General features: G+C 50.5%; 11 protein-coding genes. 1 reads left to right on the top strand and 10 read right to left on the bottom strand.

The window, feature by feature from the left end:
• Positions 1–10 precede the first annotated feature (10 nt).
• Both ABD796_RS35060 and ABD796_RS35055 read right to left on the bottom strand, forming a co-directional pair.
• Complete coding sequence (locus tag ABD796_RS35060; RefSeq protein ID WP_344917337.1) at positions 11–1450, bottom strand: L-arabinose isomerase family protein; 1440 nt, start codon at positions 1448–1450, stop codon at positions 11–13.
• A gap of 73 nt (positions 1451–1523) precedes the next feature.
• Positions 1524–1865: a hypothetical protein gene (locus tag ABD796_RS35055; protein ID WP_344917335.1), complete on the bottom strand. Its 342-nt coding sequence runs from the start codon at positions 1863–1865 to the stop codon at positions 1524–1526.
• A 181-nt stretch (positions 1866–2046) separates the two neighbouring features.
• On the opposite strand from ABD796_RS35055, the gene ABD796_RS35050 reads away from it, so the two are divergent.
• Positions 2047–2835, top strand: coding sequence for a helix-turn-helix domain-containing protein (locus ABD796_RS35050; RefSeq protein WP_344917333.1), 789 nt, complete (start codon positions 2047–2049; stop codon positions 2833–2835).
• A 146-nt stretch (positions 2836–2981) separates the two neighbouring features.
• Here ABD796_RS35050 and ABD796_RS35045 read toward each other — a convergent pair whose 3' ends face one another.
• The 8 genes from ABD796_RS35045 to ABD796_RS35010 form a co-directional block, all read right to left on the bottom strand.
• Positions 2982–3176 carry a hypothetical protein gene (locus ABD796_RS35045; RefSeq protein WP_344917331.1) on the bottom strand — a complete coding sequence of 65 codons (195 nt, stop codon included), beginning with the start codon at positions 3174–3176 and terminating at the stop codon, positions 2982–2984.
• 141 nt (positions 3177–3317) lie between these two features.
• Positions 3318–3899 carry a DUF3888 domain-containing protein gene (locus tag ABD796_RS35040; RefSeq protein WP_344917329.1) on the bottom strand — a complete coding sequence of 194 codons (582 nt, stop codon included), beginning with the start codon at positions 3897–3899 and terminating at the stop codon, positions 3318–3320.
• A gap of 656 nt (positions 3900–4555) precedes the next feature.
• Positions 4556–6922 (bottom strand): alpha-L-rhamnosidase-related protein, encoded by a 2367-nt coding sequence (locus ABD796_RS35035; protein WP_344917327.1) that lies wholly within the window; start codon positions 6920–6922, stop codon positions 4556–4558.
• A 17-nt stretch (positions 6923–6939) separates the two neighbouring features.
• Positions 6940–10086 carry a glycosyl hydrolase gene (locus ABD796_RS35030; protein WP_344917325.1) on the bottom strand — a complete coding sequence of 1049 codons (3147 nt, stop codon included), beginning with the start codon at positions 10084–10086 and terminating at the stop codon, positions 6940–6942.
• A 45-nt stretch (positions 10087–10131) separates the two neighbouring features.
• Positions 10132–11514 (bottom strand): sulfatase family protein, encoded by a 1383-nt coding sequence (locus tag ABD796_RS35025; protein WP_344917323.1) that lies wholly within the window; start codon positions 11512–11514, stop codon positions 10132–10134.
• A 28-nt stretch (positions 11515–11542) separates the two neighbouring features.
• Positions 11543–13528 carry an FG-GAP-like repeat-containing protein gene (locus ABD796_RS35020; RefSeq protein WP_344917321.1) on the bottom strand — a complete coding sequence of 662 codons (1986 nt, stop codon included), beginning with the start codon at positions 13526–13528 and terminating at the stop codon, positions 11543–11545.
• Positions 13529–13557: 29 nt separating this feature from the next.
• Complete coding sequence (locus tag ABD796_RS35015; protein WP_344917319.1) at positions 13558–15150, bottom strand: extracellular solute-binding protein; 1593 nt, start codon at positions 15148–15150, stop codon at positions 13558–13560.
• Positions 15151–15231: 81 nt separating this feature from the next.
• Complete coding sequence (locus tag ABD796_RS35010; protein WP_344917317.1) at positions 15232–16122, bottom strand: carbohydrate ABC transporter permease; 891 nt, start codon at positions 16120–16122, stop codon at positions 15232–15234.
• Positions 16123–16130 lie beyond the last annotated feature (8 nt).

Here is a 16130-nt window from a genome sequence, read left to right as displayed (position 1 = left end):
CCTCCCCCGATCAAACGATTTCAAGCGGCATTCCCATCATCCGGGATACTTTGGCGAGTTGCGAATTCATCCGCCCTACGCCGAGCGCAAAATGATGCGTCGGCCCGGCCATGCACCACTGCTCGACAAATTCGGCGGCGCCGACGCGGAACTGGCAGCGGGTGTTCGTGTTGCCCGTTTGCGGGATCGGTCCTTTGATCGATTCACCTTCCGTCGCAATCCATTTGTACTTGCCGTCGCCGGTTTGGGAAATGCTGAGCATCGTCACGGGACCGGCAGCTATGCTGAATTCGACGCCGATGCCGGAGCCGCGCTTACCGTGAAACAGTTCCAGTCCCCGGATAACCGGACGGCCGTCGCTGATCTTCACGTTATGCGGACCGTCATGGCCAACCAATACAATATTGTCTTCGAAATCGCATGGATGCAGCTCCGCAAACGAGCCCCCGGCATCGAGCCGCTCCATGATCAGCATGGCAGCGCACGTCTTCAAGTCCGCCTCGCCGGCGAGCGGCACGCCTTTGCCGGTTAGCAGGGAGTTGCCGAGCACCATGTTGGAGCCGATCCGCTCGTATTCGTTGTTATCCAGCCCGCGATAGTAATACGCCATGCCCGTAAGATCGAATTCTTCGATAAGCTTATCCATCCCGACCGCCACGCGTGCCGCCCACTCCAGATCCTCCTGGCGTACCGGCCGGGTAACCGGATCGATAAACGGATCGGCGATCGTAAACATACTGTGGATCTCCGCAAGTTTTTCGGTTATTTCCGCGGGCTTCACTTCGCGCACCAGCTTGGCCAAATCACACATTTCCAACATGCGCACATGCGCCCCGAACGCGGTCGTGAATGCCGTCGGGTCCGAGTTCATGTCGTACATACCCTCGTACGTATGCCCCAGATAACCGATCTTGGCGTATTTGAACGCCCGGGCCGCTCTCGCCGCCTGGCACCATTCCTTTAGCTCGGTTAAGGCGCGCTCGTCGTCGTGCAAGGTGCCGACGACCATCCCCATGGCCGGCTTGCCCGCGCGAACGAGCACGCCGCCGATTTCCGGAAGCGAACAAATGTTGTCGTTGGCAAGCTGCATGTACGTGGTCGTGTTACGGTAATCCAGCCGACTTTGCGGCTGCAGCGCCACCAGCACCGCCGGAATGCCGGACTGCAAAATGACGGTCGCCGCCGTGGAGGACGTAACGTAGGTGCTCAGGAAGCAAAACAGCAGATCCACATCCTGCGTCTTCAAATATTGCGCCGCTTGAAACGACCGGTCCACGTTGTCCGCGAACCCAGCGTACACCACCTCCACTCCTAGTCCGACTACCATTTGCTCGAACTGCTTGCCGTAGCCTTCCAATTCTTCCTTCAATCCCGGAAATTGCCCCCAGTATGGCTCGTGTCCTACCGTAACGATGCCAATTCGTGCCGGTTTCCTCTCCCATTGTCGCATGACTCTCTCTCCTCTGCGTTGGTATATCGGCGGTTTGCGGCCCTTGCCGCAAACCTATAAAAACCCGTCAATTTCATTTTCCTTTTTCTTCCTGGACTTTATTATTGATCGCCTGCTCGGCATCACGAAGTGCCGAGTTGACGTCTTTTTTTCCTTGGGCGAATTCCAAGTATTGCTGGACAAGCTGCGATTTTACCGTATCGTCGTATTTGGTGACCACTTTCGTTTCCGCCATCTTGTTCACGTACAAAAGAAAGTGAGCGTAACCGGCTCCGTGCTGATCGCGGAGGGAGCGTTCCCCTCGTTCGGAGCTTGTCCCCTTGTCACCCGCCGGAGCGTTTTGGCTACAGCTTGCCGCCAACAACGTGAGAGCGCTTAAACAAACAACAGATAGCCACCCTTTTCTTTTTTCCAAATTCCCATTTCCCTCGATTGGAGTGCGGAAGCAGGAGCCAAGCGTTTGAATTTATATCTCATGCATAAGGGCCCTTATAATCTAATCATAGCTATTCATCTGGCCGTAAGCCATGATTGTGGCAACAATATTTTGAATAAAACTACGATGCGGGTTATAATGGAGGCGGGAGGTCGAGACTATGATTTCGCCGGTTGCCGTCTATTTCGAGCGTTGCGAGCCGAATTGGTCGTTTCCGCAAAGCGTAACGCAAAACCATATTTTGCTGCTGGTCACCGACGGGTCGTTCACTTACGTGGCAAATGGGGAGGAACTATCCTTGATCAGCGGGGACGTCTTGTACGTACCGAAAGGAACAGTCCGTTCGGGCAAGAACAGGCCCGATCAACCTCATCATATGTACGTGGCCCATTTCAGTTACGAAGGGGACGGGGACAAAACGTCTATTTTGCGGGAGGGATGCTGCCGTCATCTGAAGCTGTTTAACGCCGATTACTTAAAGCACCGCTTTTCCCTGCTCACCCAGCATTGGCTGCGGAAGACGAAATATTACGAAGCGATCTGCCACGGCATATTGCTGGAAATGCTGGCAATCGTCAACGACGAAGCGGACGCCCATCAGCTTCCCACTGCTACGATGAATTTGGTCATGCTAATTCAAGAATACATCGTGAACCATTACCGCGAACGGATTACGGTTGCCGCCCTGGCCAAGCAGGTCGATCGGACCCCCAACTACATCAGCGCCGTCTTCCGTCAAGCGACTGGCCAGACCATCACCGAATACATTCAGCAAATCCGCATTAATGCGGCCCGCGATTTGCTGATCAACTCGCAGATGACGATCGGGGAGATTTCCGAATATTTGGGATTCTGTGAGCAGTCTCATTTCAATAAAGTGTTTAAAAAGCTCACCGGTGTCCCGCCGTCTACTCATCTGAAAGAAAAAACGAAAGTATGGCGCGAATAAACACACTTATAACTAATATGGGGAACCCTTTATATTTGAGCATTTTGCATTGTGGCTGATGATAAATGGTGAATAAAAAATGAAGAAAGGTGAATGGTATACATTGTCTTCAATGGAACATTTCTATTCGAACCAGTGATTACTATTCATTTGCCGGTTGAGTAGACTTCGGTTACCGTCCCGTATAAACAAAACAACCCCGATTTCTGCGAGGATTTCTTTGGTTGATAGCCGGCATGAGTGTGGGCCTGTTCCTCGGTGCGCTCCTGTCTGTCACGGATTTGTTGCCGAGGAACGGCGACCGCTTGTTGTTCCTTAATCAGTTCCAGGATGTTGTTCATGTCATAGCCTCGATCGGCAATCACAGTCTTACCGGCGAGATCCATGTTCTGAAGCATTTCATAGCATATTGCTCGGGCGGTCGCATGAAATACTCTTCCCAAGACGAAAATTCAGGTCGCCGGCTCATAGTTGGTTTCCCGTTACTTCAAAAGATTTTGGTAATTGGGGAGGAAGTCCTCCATATCGGGGTCTTTAAGATGTTCAAAATGTTTAAGCTCAACTCCATCCGACGAGATCCGATAGGTAAGTACATCTTCGCCGACAGGTATATGAGGACCGACTATTGGTTGGGCATCTATTGTGATTAAAAAATCAAAACCACGGAAAGCAGCTACCCTTTCAATGCTCTTCACATTTACAGAATCCGGAGAAATAACTGGCGGTATTGAAATTACATCTGAGTATACCTCGTCAAGTTTCTCTTTCAAATGCGGAAGTAGAGTTAAAACAAGCATATCTTGCAGCTGCTGTTCCCTTGAGTCCTCAAGCGACTTATTCCCATCTGCATCTGAAGCTTGCTCGGAGTGAGCCTCTTCAGCAACATTATAGGCAAGCACCTCATTGCCTTCCTGTAGCTGTACTTCTTTGGAGAGTCCGTTAGCTAGAAAAAAAGTAACTTTACTTGGAAAGCTTGTTGCTTCAATTACACTCGAAGCAAATACAGAAGTTGTTGCCATTAAGAAGGCACCGCACAACACACCTGCAATAACATGTTTCTTCAATTCGTCCTCTCCTCTTCAAATGGAAAATTTCCCTATTCAATTGACGAAGCAAATGTATTGTTGGTTGCAAATAGGTATTTCGCGCTTAAAAGGCGACCCCCTAACGGCGGCCGCCCATTTGCAATCTCTTTATGTCCCGTACGCCCCGATTGACTCAATCCTGCGCAGCAGGGCGTACAGTCTTTTCTCCCCCGCGTCCTTGGAGCCGAGCGGAGCGGTTGCACCTTCGCTTCCATAAGCTCCGAGGTAGTTCGATAAACCGACCGTAGTCAATGAGACTTCACGGGTACCAGGGAATTGCCCCCAATAAGCTCTAAGACCAAACGAATACAGCCCGACTCTAGGTTTGCAGATTTGCTTAATAGGTGCTAATGAAACCATTTTTAACAAACCTCACTTCCTGAGAAATAATAGTCTATGTGAGCCGCATTCAATGATCTAGCTCTAGGAAATACAGATTTTGTAGCACTGATTTACTTAGGTAACATTCCTTAAGAAAAAAACTTCGTTATCCACAACATCCATGATGGAGCCATCCTTTCCAATCGGCTCCAAGAGATCTTTCATGAAAGCCCGCCAACGGACGTATTCGGGAACACCTGAGAGGTTACCTTGTTCATGCGGATCGGAGCCCAATCGGTACGAGGCACCTCCTATCAAAGGAGCCGATCACTCAAAATCGCCCGAAATCCCCTTGTATGGAAATATCCAGACGACGGAACTTCCACATGATCATCGATGAATACTATGTGATAGGGCATATCGGATGGAAGGTAGACAAGAATATCCTGATCGCTCTCGCATTCATATCGGATACCCTCCGAATTTCGGAACCATGAAATTCGCACTGCATGTTCAGTTCCGATAATCGGTAATGTGCCTGAAGCATAGTTCAGATCTCCAGTTTGCAGTCTGAATTCGAAAGCCAAAGGATCTCCATCCCCACTCGCATGGAAACCAAGAAAATAGCGGGATAACTGCCAAGACGGACATGCCGACCAAGCATGGCAATGGCTCCAGCGGTGGTCAAAAACTTCCAGCAAGGTCGTGGCTCCCTGTTCCAACATCCATCCCCAACATGTTCTGAACTGATCCAGTACAAAACTCGTCTCTCTCTCTTCCAGTAGTGCCGCCAGCGCAAAGTGCCCGAAATAAGGTGTAATGAGCTGCGGATTGTTGGCTGCAGGATGAGAGAGACGCGGGGCGTCCCCGAGATTGGGAAAGCAGTTCATCATATGTCGTTTCACCAGTTCGACGGCACTCCTTCGCTCTTCGCCGCGGAACAATCCGAATCGAAGTGCAAGCACATTGGCATGAAATCCCGGTTCACTATGTAGATGATCCTCGTCTATGCATGCGATCGGAATGGAAGGCAGAAGCATACCAGTAGAAGTTGTCATTTTCCTGCGAATAATCGCTTCCAGATGATCCTTTTGTTCGATCCTACGCTTACGCAGCGCTACTTCACCTAGTAGGTCGGCCCAATCCGCAATATCGACAATCGCTTTCCACGTTAATACATTAAGCGCAATATTCACTTTATCCTTTGAGACGATATGCCCCCAATCCACGAAGTCCCAATGAGGAAAGTGAGCAATCCCATCTTCCGTCAAAAACGATAAATAACAGTCGACGACATCATTTGCTGCGGCAAAGTGTGTTTGGAGAAAGTGTTTATCCCCGGATAGCCTGAAGTATCGCAGGCATCCAGCCACCCACAGCATGGCATATGAAGAGACGGGAATGATCTGACCGGGGTAGCAACCCACAATCATGCCGTCGTCAAATCGACAAAGCGCTGCCTGTTCCAAGCTTCTGCGGATCAGGTTCAGATCGCCGTAAGCAACGCTTAGCGTCTCCATTCCGACCGCTACGGCATCACCAAGCCACTGTCCCCGTTCGCGTGTCGGGGTATCGGTGAGCGCATCCTCGCTGCAAGACTGCAACGTCTCCACGCACACGTTCCAAATCCGATCCAGCAGCGGATCGCTGCTGTTAAATCGGCCGCTCGGAGTAGCAAAATAAGACTTTTGCACAGCGGCAACTTCATGAACGAAGATTGTGTTCGGCGGTGCCTCGATATGGAGCTCAAGAAAACGGAACCCTCTTGGCGAGTAAGTCGATAACGTTTGCCTGCCGCTTTGTGCAATCCACCGATCTACATGGCAAGAAGAGCTGGCGGAATACGTGATGACCGGTATGACTCTGCCGTCCGTCAAATACTCGCTGTACCCGGTTTCCACTTTCGTTCCCTCAGGCAGCTTCAGGTCCAGAATCGGTCGATACAGCCCGACCTTGCCGAAGTCAAAACGATACCAGATTCCATCCGGAGATAGGGTCGGTTGCAAATCGCGCAGAAGGAAACGAACGGGCGGGTCGTCCTTCTCATAGCCGAAGCGGTTCACATACAAGCCTGAACCGATTGAATCGGCGGCCATGGGGATGCTTCGGCAAGCAACCTGATTTCCAGAGCGATATTCCGGTTGCTCTCGACCGTTCCACGGTTCCTTGTAAGCGACAGGTTGCCACTTGTCGTCACGGGCTGATGAATCCCCCTCCCCATACTCGCACCAATCCGGAAGCAACCGCACATCGCAATACTCGGCCCAACCGAGTTGTCCGTTCACTCTGCGTCCCATCGGCAAATAAGCATCCAATTCCCGACAAATCCATGACAACGAAATGGGACCGTTTGCGTCCATCGCCTCTACCTGGACAAACGGAGGGAGCTTGTTGGAAGTCATCCGTGTAGCAACACCGTAATAGTGAGCAACGATCGTCAATGTATGCTCCCCTTCCGGAAGGTCCAACGCATACACATCGTATTCTGGCCAACGTTCGGCGAATCGGGCCGGCCCTTCCCCTATCTCCTTCCCTCCGCAATAAACGCGGTACACGTCGCATCCAAATAGATGAAGAGTTACAAGCTCCGGCACAGGAATAACCAGCTTTGTCTGAAACGCTACATACACATTTTGTTCACGCGACGGATTGGGATGCCAGAACGCCGGTACATGAATCATCGTCCAAATCCTCTCTCTCAAGTACGAGTCGTTTGCGAAACGTTGCGCCTTATAATATGCTGCGGCGGCATAGGAATTCCGGCTGGCCACAGCATATAGTCTTCGGAATAACGATCGTTTATGGTATGAAAATGATCGGGCGAGTATGCGTTGCTATGAGCAGGTACCATGTGGAGCGGACCGAACGTATTTCGCCGGGTCAAGAAGAGCTGAAGCTCGAAGCTGCCGCCCGTTTGCATAGGCTGCGTAATATCGGCTTCATACGGCATCCAAGGCATCGTTTGTGTCCCTCCATTCCCAAAGACGACCTTCGCGCAAGCACCGTTAATAGCCGGAAGCCGCAAGATATGGACATCCGCAGTCCGATCCTCATAGCTCCGTCCCCGTTGTTCATCTGCATCGAATAAAAAAGCAATCATCCCCCCGTAAAAGGGGAGCCCCTGCTCCGCCAGGTCACCCATTTCCATTCGCTCCGGGAGTGCTACAATCTGCTTTTCCGTATTCTGCAGCTTCACGCCGAAATTCCCAAGTATATAGACGGCTTCCAAATCAACGCGCTCATGAAATGCCGTTTCTAGCACGATTCGGTTCTCGCCCACACTGAGCAAGGAGGCAGCCAAAGGGAGCAATTGAAAGCAAGGGTCCACCCACTCTCCCGGTACCGGACCATTCGGCAATGGGGCGTCATTCACCAAAATAGTGAAATTTTCCGGATGCTCCATCGCCAAATACCATTGCCCCTCCGTGGGGAAATGATCGATTTGAAATCGAAATGCAAGGGAAATACGGCCTAGCGGCTCGCTCGGCCATTGACCGTGTGCGCGAGCGTACCACGGCTGGATCATTTTATTGTTGCGCCACTCTACCTCGTAATGATCACGCAGCGCACGATCCACTTTAAGGATTTCATCCTCTTCCTGCCAATCACCGTCATCTATTCGGTATGCAGCTCGGTCAAGCAAACATACATTGGGCTCGCTCAATCGATACGCAAACGGCCCGGTCCACTGCCTGACTACGGTCTCTTCATAAGAAGGCTGAAGTGGAACCGAATCGTCAGGAAACGTTCGAACGAAATAAAGCTGCTCTCCCGACGGAGGGAAATCTGCAATGATATCCAGACCGTCTGCCGTGTCGGTTGCGGGGACTCGTAATCTCTCACCTGTAAGCGCGTTCCATTGTTCCGCAATACCCCGAATGTTCAAACGTAAACGCACGTTACGCAGCCAACGGCCGCGATCCATATTTTGAAACAACACAAGATATCCGTCATCCGACTTACGAATCTGGCAATAAATGTCCCGAACAGGCTCCTCTGTCTTCATTTCGCTCGCTTGAGCGCGCACACGCAGAGATGGCGAACAGGCTTCCGTTATAGCTGCCTGACTCCATTCCACATCAATGGCCCGTCCCAAAGCCTGCACGATGGCTTGCGAAGGCAGCGCATTCGCATAAGCCGGCGGCGTGCCGGCGATGACAACACGGCCCCCCGCTTGCAGGAATGCTTGCAGTAGTTGCAGCGTAGAAGAACGTATCGTCAGCATCCCTGCAACGATAATGAGGCGATAAGACGACGCTCCGAGCTGAAGGACAGGTTCACCGGATTCGTCCGCTTCAACAGACCCGTACCTTGAAAGATGATGTTCGTCTCCATAATCGAAATCGATCTGCGCGCTCGAAAGCCAATGAAACAATTCCTTGTACTGTCGTTCGATTTCAATGACCTCGGGAGAATTCGCCGCAAGCATGGAAGACCACCCGCTGTATACTTGGCACCAAACGCTCTCGACGGGGTTCAGCACCAGTACATCACATGCCGCCTTCCCTTCCGACATGACCACAGCTATTCGCGAAAAATACGTTTCGACCTTCTCATATTCTTGCCACCAAGAGCATTGCGGTCCGATAGTCCCCGGAAAATCACGTTTTGCCTCGCCCTCCATCGTGTACCACGCGAGGTGGTGGCTTCGAGCGTTGATCCCGAACAATGCCTGCCAATCTCCGACTGCTTTGTGCCCCTGAAACGACATCTGCCAGCCGGTTGCACCGTACAGTTCGGAGAACAACCACTGCTTTCCAAATTGCCGAGCGACGGACGACAGCTGCTTGGCAATCCAATAGCAGCGATTCCCTTCCGTTAGCACGTCGATTCCCGGATCATCCATATATTCATAATAGCGCATGACCGAACCGGACATCGCCGTTTGGGCAGTCAACGAATCTTCATGAAGGACGTGGCCGGTCAATCGAAGGCCGTGCTTCCTGCACCACTCTTGCATCGGAACGGCGAAGTTGTCGAGAAACATCCGCTGCAGCAGTTCGACATAATGCCATTTCACCTGGGAAACAACGTTGCCGTCCAACCGGTAGAAAAGCTCAGGCAAATGGGGAATCAAATCATATCCGAATGTGCTGCGAAACCGGTCGAACAAATCATAGGTCCACGGCGCGTGTCTTTCCTTGTCTGGATTGAGGATCCCGAACCCATCAAGCAAAGCCCCCCGGTGCGGCTCATCTGTAAAAATCCCCTGTATATGGCTGCCGAACAGATCTCCGCACACCTGATTATACTTGTCGTGAGTCAACTCCAGAAACCGATTCGTCGCTTCCCGATTGAGGGTGTCCAAATACGTCGAGCCATTATAGAAGGAGGTCGATTGCATTTCCGTCACGGTAAAAACGAGCACAGCACCTTCATGAGGCAGTCGTTCCATAGATTCTTTCCTCAATTGCACACATTGTCGGATAGCAATGCCATCCATATGGCAATGAAAGGCTGCAACTACGGCTTCCGTCCACTGGAAGGCATCCGGTTCAACCGCATCCACTTTAATAAATTTCAACCGGTAACGAGGCTCCTGTGTCACGCTGCCTCCAGCAGTCCCGCTTGGCCAGCGGTCCTCGTCGTAGAGCCATGCTTCCATTCCGATGCGCTTCGCTTCTTCCGCGCATTCACGGGTGAACGTCATCCATTCGTCTCCCAAATATTCGGTCTTCAGACCAACTCGGGAATGCATGTAAAATCCGCCGAAACCCATTAATTTGAACGTATGGATTTGCTTTAGTAATTGCTCCCGATCCAATTCTCCGTTCCATGACCATAGCGGCTTGCCGCGGAATGAATTAGGTGGATTTAGGAATCGTTCATATAACGAATGTTGCATCCTTGTTTTCACCCTTTCATTGTTAAGCGAGGAAAGCTTGGATGCTTACTGCTTTATCCCTTTCTGCAACTGGCGTTTCATCCACGGATTCGCTACCATCGTATCGCCTTCTTGCATCAGAATCTCGTAAAGCCGATTTCGAAGCAGGGCAACAACACCCTTCAGTTCGGTATTGCCGATCAAGTTGTTCAACTCCGCAGGATCGTTTTGCAGGTCGTACAGCTCATCAACATCCGTCGGTTTCCATACCAGTTTCCAATGTCCGTCCGTAATCATCCGCTGGATAAACAAACCGAACTGCTGCCCGTTGTAGGTAGAGACAATTTCCTTGCGCCATTCCTGAGCAGATCCTCGACATAGCTGCACCAACGATTGTCCTTGGAAATCACCAGGCGCAAACCCTGTCCATTCGGAAAGCGTCGGCGGAAGATCCAACAAGTTATAGACCATCTCTTCCCTCACTTGTCCGGGGGTGACGCCCTTCCCCCGAATGATCAGAGGAACGTGAACAACATCCTGATACATGACGCAATGCTTATCCATCATCCTATGTGCACCACACATATCGCCATGATCGGCGGTAAAGATAATCAGCGTTTCCTGTCCCATCTCCGATCGATCCAAATAATCGACGATCTTCCCGATCGCATCGTCCATCTGGCTAATAAACGCATAGTACAAGGCGACGGTCGGGGACCAATCCGGCCATTCATAGTTCTCGACGCCCCAATTAAACAATTGCTGCTTTTGGATGTACGGCTTGTTCGTGAAAGAATCGTCGAAATTGTCCCACTTCGGCACCTCGTCCGGATCGTAACAGGAAGCGAACGGCTCACTTGGTCTGCACGGAAGATGCGGCTCGTCGAAATCCAGGCGGATATGCCACGGCACAGCGGGATTCCGTTCGTACCGCTTCATCAACTCGATCGTTTGATCTGCCATCCAATGTGTGCGGGCATCCTCTACCGGGACCGGTTCCGTTTCGCCAAAAAATCCGTTGCGGTATCCAGTCGCACCATAACGCTCATCCCGGAAGAGCTTATAGTCCTGCAAGGAGACGTATTCCTCATATCCGTAATGCGTCGGATCGAATGTGGGATGTACATGCCACTTACCCAGGTATGCCGTCGCATAACCGGATCTCTGCATTTCCCTGGGCCACGAATACGAGTTCGGGTTCAAGGCCGGAATTGGGGGACCCAAATCATAATTCCAGAGCGACCCGAACGTTTCGGGTCGCCTGCCATTCAGCAAGCTTTGTCTAGCCGGACAACATAAAGGAATATGCGTATAGGCGTTGGAGAACCATACACCATCACCGGCCAATCGGTCAATATTCGGCGTACGGACAGGATATTTTCGACTGTATCCGATGCAATCATAGCGCAGCTGATCAGACACAATGAGCAGCACATTCGGTTTCTTCATCCGATCCTCCACCGTTTAAGATTACTTCTCACTGAAACGTAAATTGCAACTCGCCTAACCCGATTTCAGCCTTAAAGATCTTAGGCGGAGTCGGCGCCTCTGAGGTTGCCGCGACATACAGGGCACGGAATGTGTCATTGCCCAAATACTCCAGCTGTCCCGTACCATCGATCGTAGACAGACCAAGAAAGTACACGTTGCTATTTGTTGCAGGTCCGTCACTGGTAGCCAAAAGCGGATATTGACGCGAGGCATCCCTTACCCACAATAGTCCTTCCCGCGACAACTCGATGGTCGGGTGGGTTTGATTCGTAAGCGGGTTCTTGACGAATGAAATGCGGACGAACACCCGTCCTCCCGGAGCTTCATTCGCATATCCGATCTGATTGCCCAACTGCCCCATGCCTGTAACAGTTTCACGCTCCAGCCAATCGAATGTTGTCGGATCGGCCGAACGGATTCTGACATGCGATTGAGCAGCGCCATTCACATAGTAGTACACATACATCCACCACTTCTTGCCATCGGGGTCGTCCGGGACATATACCATTTCCTGATGCGTCAGCTTCGTCGATTCGGGAGAAGCCAAATGGATGACGACGCCCCGATCGGTTTTTCTTGTCCAGTTTACCCCGTCGTTTGAGGTAGAGAGCCCAATTCGATCTGCCAATACCGTAGCCGTTTCCCCCGTATCCACCTGTTGACCCGGAAAAATTTGCGCCTGCCAGAACATGTAATAAGTGCCGTCAACCTTGATGACTTCGGGCTCCAACGTATTGTCCGTCCACCAGCCGGAGTAGCCTTCTTCTTCCCCTTTATAGAAGGCCGGCCGCTCGATTTGGCGAAACCATTGATACCCGTCAGACGAATGGGAATATAGAATATGATCCCCGTCGTACACATTCTCATTGTTCACGAGAATGGGATCTCCGTTCTGATCCACCGTCTTCCAGCGGCCGCCGGTCCAAAGCTTATAGCCTGTTCCGTCTTTGATCAAATGGGCGGAATAATCGTAGGCATCGAGTCCATAGGCGAATCTTGTTCGGAAATACAAATTGCCAGGAATGAATTCCACCAGATCCACTGCTCCGTCAGCATTGATTTGACCGATACGGGGAATTGCCGAAGCATTGTCCCAAGTGTGCTTTGATATTAAGTGATATTCGCTTTTGGTACCGATCTCGCCCGGTTTCGGCCCGAATGTACCGTCTCCTCTGCCCATACGGAACGCAAATCCGGTCGAATGCGTGCTGCTGCGGTACAGCCCGATATCCGCCAATCCATCCTGATTTACATCGCCGATCACAATCTCCCCACCGACAATCGTTCCGTTCCAGCTAGTGCTCGATATTCTAGGAAATTGCCCAGTACCATCACCGTACCCTATATCGATGGAGCCCGTAGTTCCTGTGTAGACGACGAAGTCAGCCTTTTTGTCCCCATCTACATCGCCGGCTACAATCTGCCCGCCTGAAATCGGTACGCCCGAAGCGATCGTGGTTCCGCTGAATCCACCGGATCCGTTCCCGTAGCTGATTGTAATAGTGGCGCTGGAGCCGGTAACCTTGACACCAGCTAAATCAGCGTAACCGTCGCCATTGAAGTCTGCTGCGACAAATGCGCTATTTTTCCCGTCATTCCACTGAAAGGTGTTTGCACTTCCAAAGGTGCCGTTCCCTAAACCGCGGAACCATTGGAGTTGACCGCTGACAACATCGTAAAACAACGCATCATCCAATTTGTCGCCATCAACATCGGCAAGGCGAAACCGCATATTGCTGTTCCAGACGATATTCATCACATTTGCAGATTCGTTGCCGAAATTGAAACCGTAGTTCGTAAAGTCCCGATTCATGGCCTTTTGATAACCGTAAAATTCACTTGTATAATCCACCGAAGTGAATCCCGTAAACCCGCTGTAGCTCACCGTCTCGGTAATCGGCGCAGCGTTGCTAACCGTAGCACCCCAGACCGTGGACAACCCTAACACACCAATCAGCAGCTTCTTCTTCACACAAACAACTCCTCTCCTATGCCACGAAGTTATTTACTTGCCGACTTCCAACGATCGTACGCTTTCTGATAAAGCTCCACATACTGCTTCACTTTCATCTTCTCTAGCATGGCGACATATTCATTCCATTTATTGTCCAATGACGCATCACCGACAATAAATTTGCCCGACATCTCGCTGATGTACGTTGTAATATCGGTCTCCAGCACTTTCAATTGCTGCAGCTCCTCCAAAGTGAAATAGGTTAATGGGTAGCTGTCTCTAGCGATCGGCTCGAGCTTCTTCTTGCTTTCCGTAGCAATGTGATAATTCAACGGGTTTGTTTCCTGGAGCTTATACTCGTTTAATTTTGAAACCGGTTCATGAATACGAGGAATAAAGATTCCCGCATTCGGTGAAATCGTCCCCCGGAATTCAGCAGGATTCGCACCCTCCGGAACCAAAGCTTTCAATCCTTGCTTGTTGTCGATGTACTCGAAATGCTTGCCTTCAACCCCTTGCGCGGCGAGAATCGCTCCTTCTTTGCTGTACAGATAGTCCACCCAACGAATCGTCGCTTCCGGATTCGGGTTACTTGAAGTAATCGCAAAAGTGCCCTTCGTCAAATAGTTGTTTCGTATCGCAAACGGTTTTTCATTTAATGCAGACGTTAGTGGAGGCAGGATGCTATAGTCTTTGTCAAGGTTATTGCCGACGACTTGGAACGGTCCGCCTGCTGCTAACACACCGATTCTGTTGCCATTGCCTTTAGCATTTTTTTGCTGAACCGTCTGAGAGTACCCTTCCTTATCCAATAGTCCTTCTGCATAGAGCCGATTCATGAAGGATAGATAAGCTTTGTATTCCGGTTCATATGGCGCAAAGCGCACTTTGTCCCGATCTATCGTCAAATTGCCGGTAAACCCGAATGCATTCAGCAGAATCGATTGAATATCGGGTATGCCGGTGCCAGCGACCAGATGGAACGACATCGGAATTTCGTCTTGCTTGCCGTTCTTGTTCGGATCGTCATTCTTGAACGCCCTCAATACCGTAATCAAATCGTCCGTGGTTTTGGGCATTGGCAAATTCAGGGCCGTCAGCCAACTTTCATTGATCCATAGCTTAGGATAAACGCCGAAAGCACCGGGGGTATCGACAAAAGGCAGCGAATAAATATGTCCGTCCGGGGTGGTAATGTTGCGGCGAATATCCGGATAGTCTGCCAGCAGCTTCTGCAGGTTAGGCGCATAATTCGCAATGAGCTTTTCCAGAGGGATTAGTTGGCCTTGACTGCCGAATAATATTTCATCCTCCGGAAGCAGATTCGCTCCAAACAGCACATCTGGCAAGCTCCCGCTGGCAAATTTCAATCGTAACTTCTCCTTATAGCTCTCGACTGCAGGGGTATCAAATTCGAAATTGATGTTCGTCTGTTTCGCCATTTCCTTAAAAAACGCCATTTCCCCCCATATTAACTGGTTGGCCGTTTTGGCCCCCATCATCTTTAGGGTGATAGGCTTGGTCACAATCGGAAATCCCGTTTTGTTCAAATTTTCCGGAGTCGCTTCCTTTTTTTGTTCCGGTTCAGCTGCCTTCTTATTCGTTTCATTGCATCCTGCTATGACGCTTGCTGCCAGCATCGTCGCCAGGATCGCCGGAAGCCATGTTCTCTTTTTCATGGGTAGACTCCTCTTTTTTAGATGGTTCTTTTCTTTGTGTTCTTACCCTTTCAGTGAGCCGATGAGCACGCCCTTTACAAAAAAGCGTTGGAGAAACGGATAGACAATCAATAACGGCAAGGCGGACACAATCATCACCGCATATTTCAGAATGTCCGAGATTCTGGCTTGCTCCGCCAAGCTATCCAACTGATCCCCATTCATGAGCATAGTGGTGTTCATCTCCTGAAGGATCAGGATTTCCCTTAGAATCAGTTGAAGCGGAAACAGACTCCTATCAGACAAGTACATCATCGCTGCAAAATATTGATTCCACAAACCCACTGCATGAAACAAAGACATGACTGCAATGATCGGACCGGCAAGCGGCAGGGCGATGCGTAAAAACACGCCGAATAGATGACAACCGTCTATTTCTGCAGCCTCCTGCAGCTCATGCGGGATGTTCATGGTGAAAAATGTTCGGGTTACAATAATGGACCAAATCCCTATCGCATTGGGTAGGACAATCGCTAACCAACTATCCATCATTCCGAGATTTTTAATCAATAAGTAGTTGGGAATGAGCCCGCCGTTAAAAAACATGGTCACCAGCAGAAAAACCAGGATGACGCTTCTGCCTCGCATATCTTTGCGCGACATGGCGAAAGCACATGGAAGTAAAATGGCAAGATGGATAGCTGTGCCCAAGAGCGTATACAGGAGCGTATTTCGGAATCCCATCCAGATTTCCGCGTTTTGAAATACCCGTGCATACCCTTCGAACGTAATGCCTTTTGGCCAAAGCCACATTTGCCCCGAATTGACAGCCAATGGATTGCTGATAGATGCGCTTAAAATATAAGCTAGTGGATATAAGACCACCGCCAGCAGAATCAACGTAAAGGCGAAATTGAACGTGACAAACATTCTGTCTGACAAACTGCGGTTCATTCGCTCAC

The sequence above is a fragment of the Paenibacillus hodogayensis genome (assembly GCF_039536325.1).
Lineage (GTDB): Bacteria > Bacillota > Bacilli > Paenibacillales > NBRC-103111 > Paenibacillus_AB > Paenibacillus_AB hodogayensis.
Note: the sequence above shows the minus strand (reverse complement) of the source record. Positions and strands in the feature narration are given on the sequence as shown.

Bases quoted from the DNA above. Each gene is read 5' to 3' on its own strand.
- ABD796_RS35015 (WP_344917319.1), bottom strand. From the start codon at position 15,150: ATGCTGGCAGCAAGCGTCATAGCAGGATGCAATGAAACGAATAAGAAG.
- ABD796_RS35035 (WP_344917327.1), bottom strand. From the start codon at position 6,922: ATGATTCATGTACCGGCGTTCTGGCATCCCAATCCGTCGCGTGAACAA.
- ABD796_RS35060 (WP_344917337.1), bottom strand. From the start codon at position 1,450: ATGCGACAATGGGAGAGGAAACCGGCACGAATTGGCATCGTTACGGTA.
- ABD796_RS35045 (WP_344917331.1), bottom strand. From the start codon at position 3,176: ATGAACAACATCCTGGAACTGATTAAGGAACAACAAGCGGTCGCCGTT.
- ABD796_RS35010 (WP_344917317.1), bottom strand. From the start codon at position 16,122: ATGAACCGCAGTTTGTCAGACAGAATGTTTGTCACGTTCAATTTCGCC.
- ABD796_RS35050 (WP_344917333.1), top strand. From the start codon at position 2,047: ATGATTTCGCCGGTTGCCGTCTATTTCGAGCGTTGCGAGCCGAATTGG.
- ABD796_RS35025 (WP_344917323.1), bottom strand. From the start codon at position 11,514: ATGAAGAAACCGAATGTGCTGCTCATTGTGTCTGATCAGCTGCGCTAT.
- ABD796_RS35030 (WP_344917325.1), bottom strand. From the start codon at position 10,086: ATGCAACATTCGTTATATGAACGATTCCTAAATCCACCTAATTCATTC.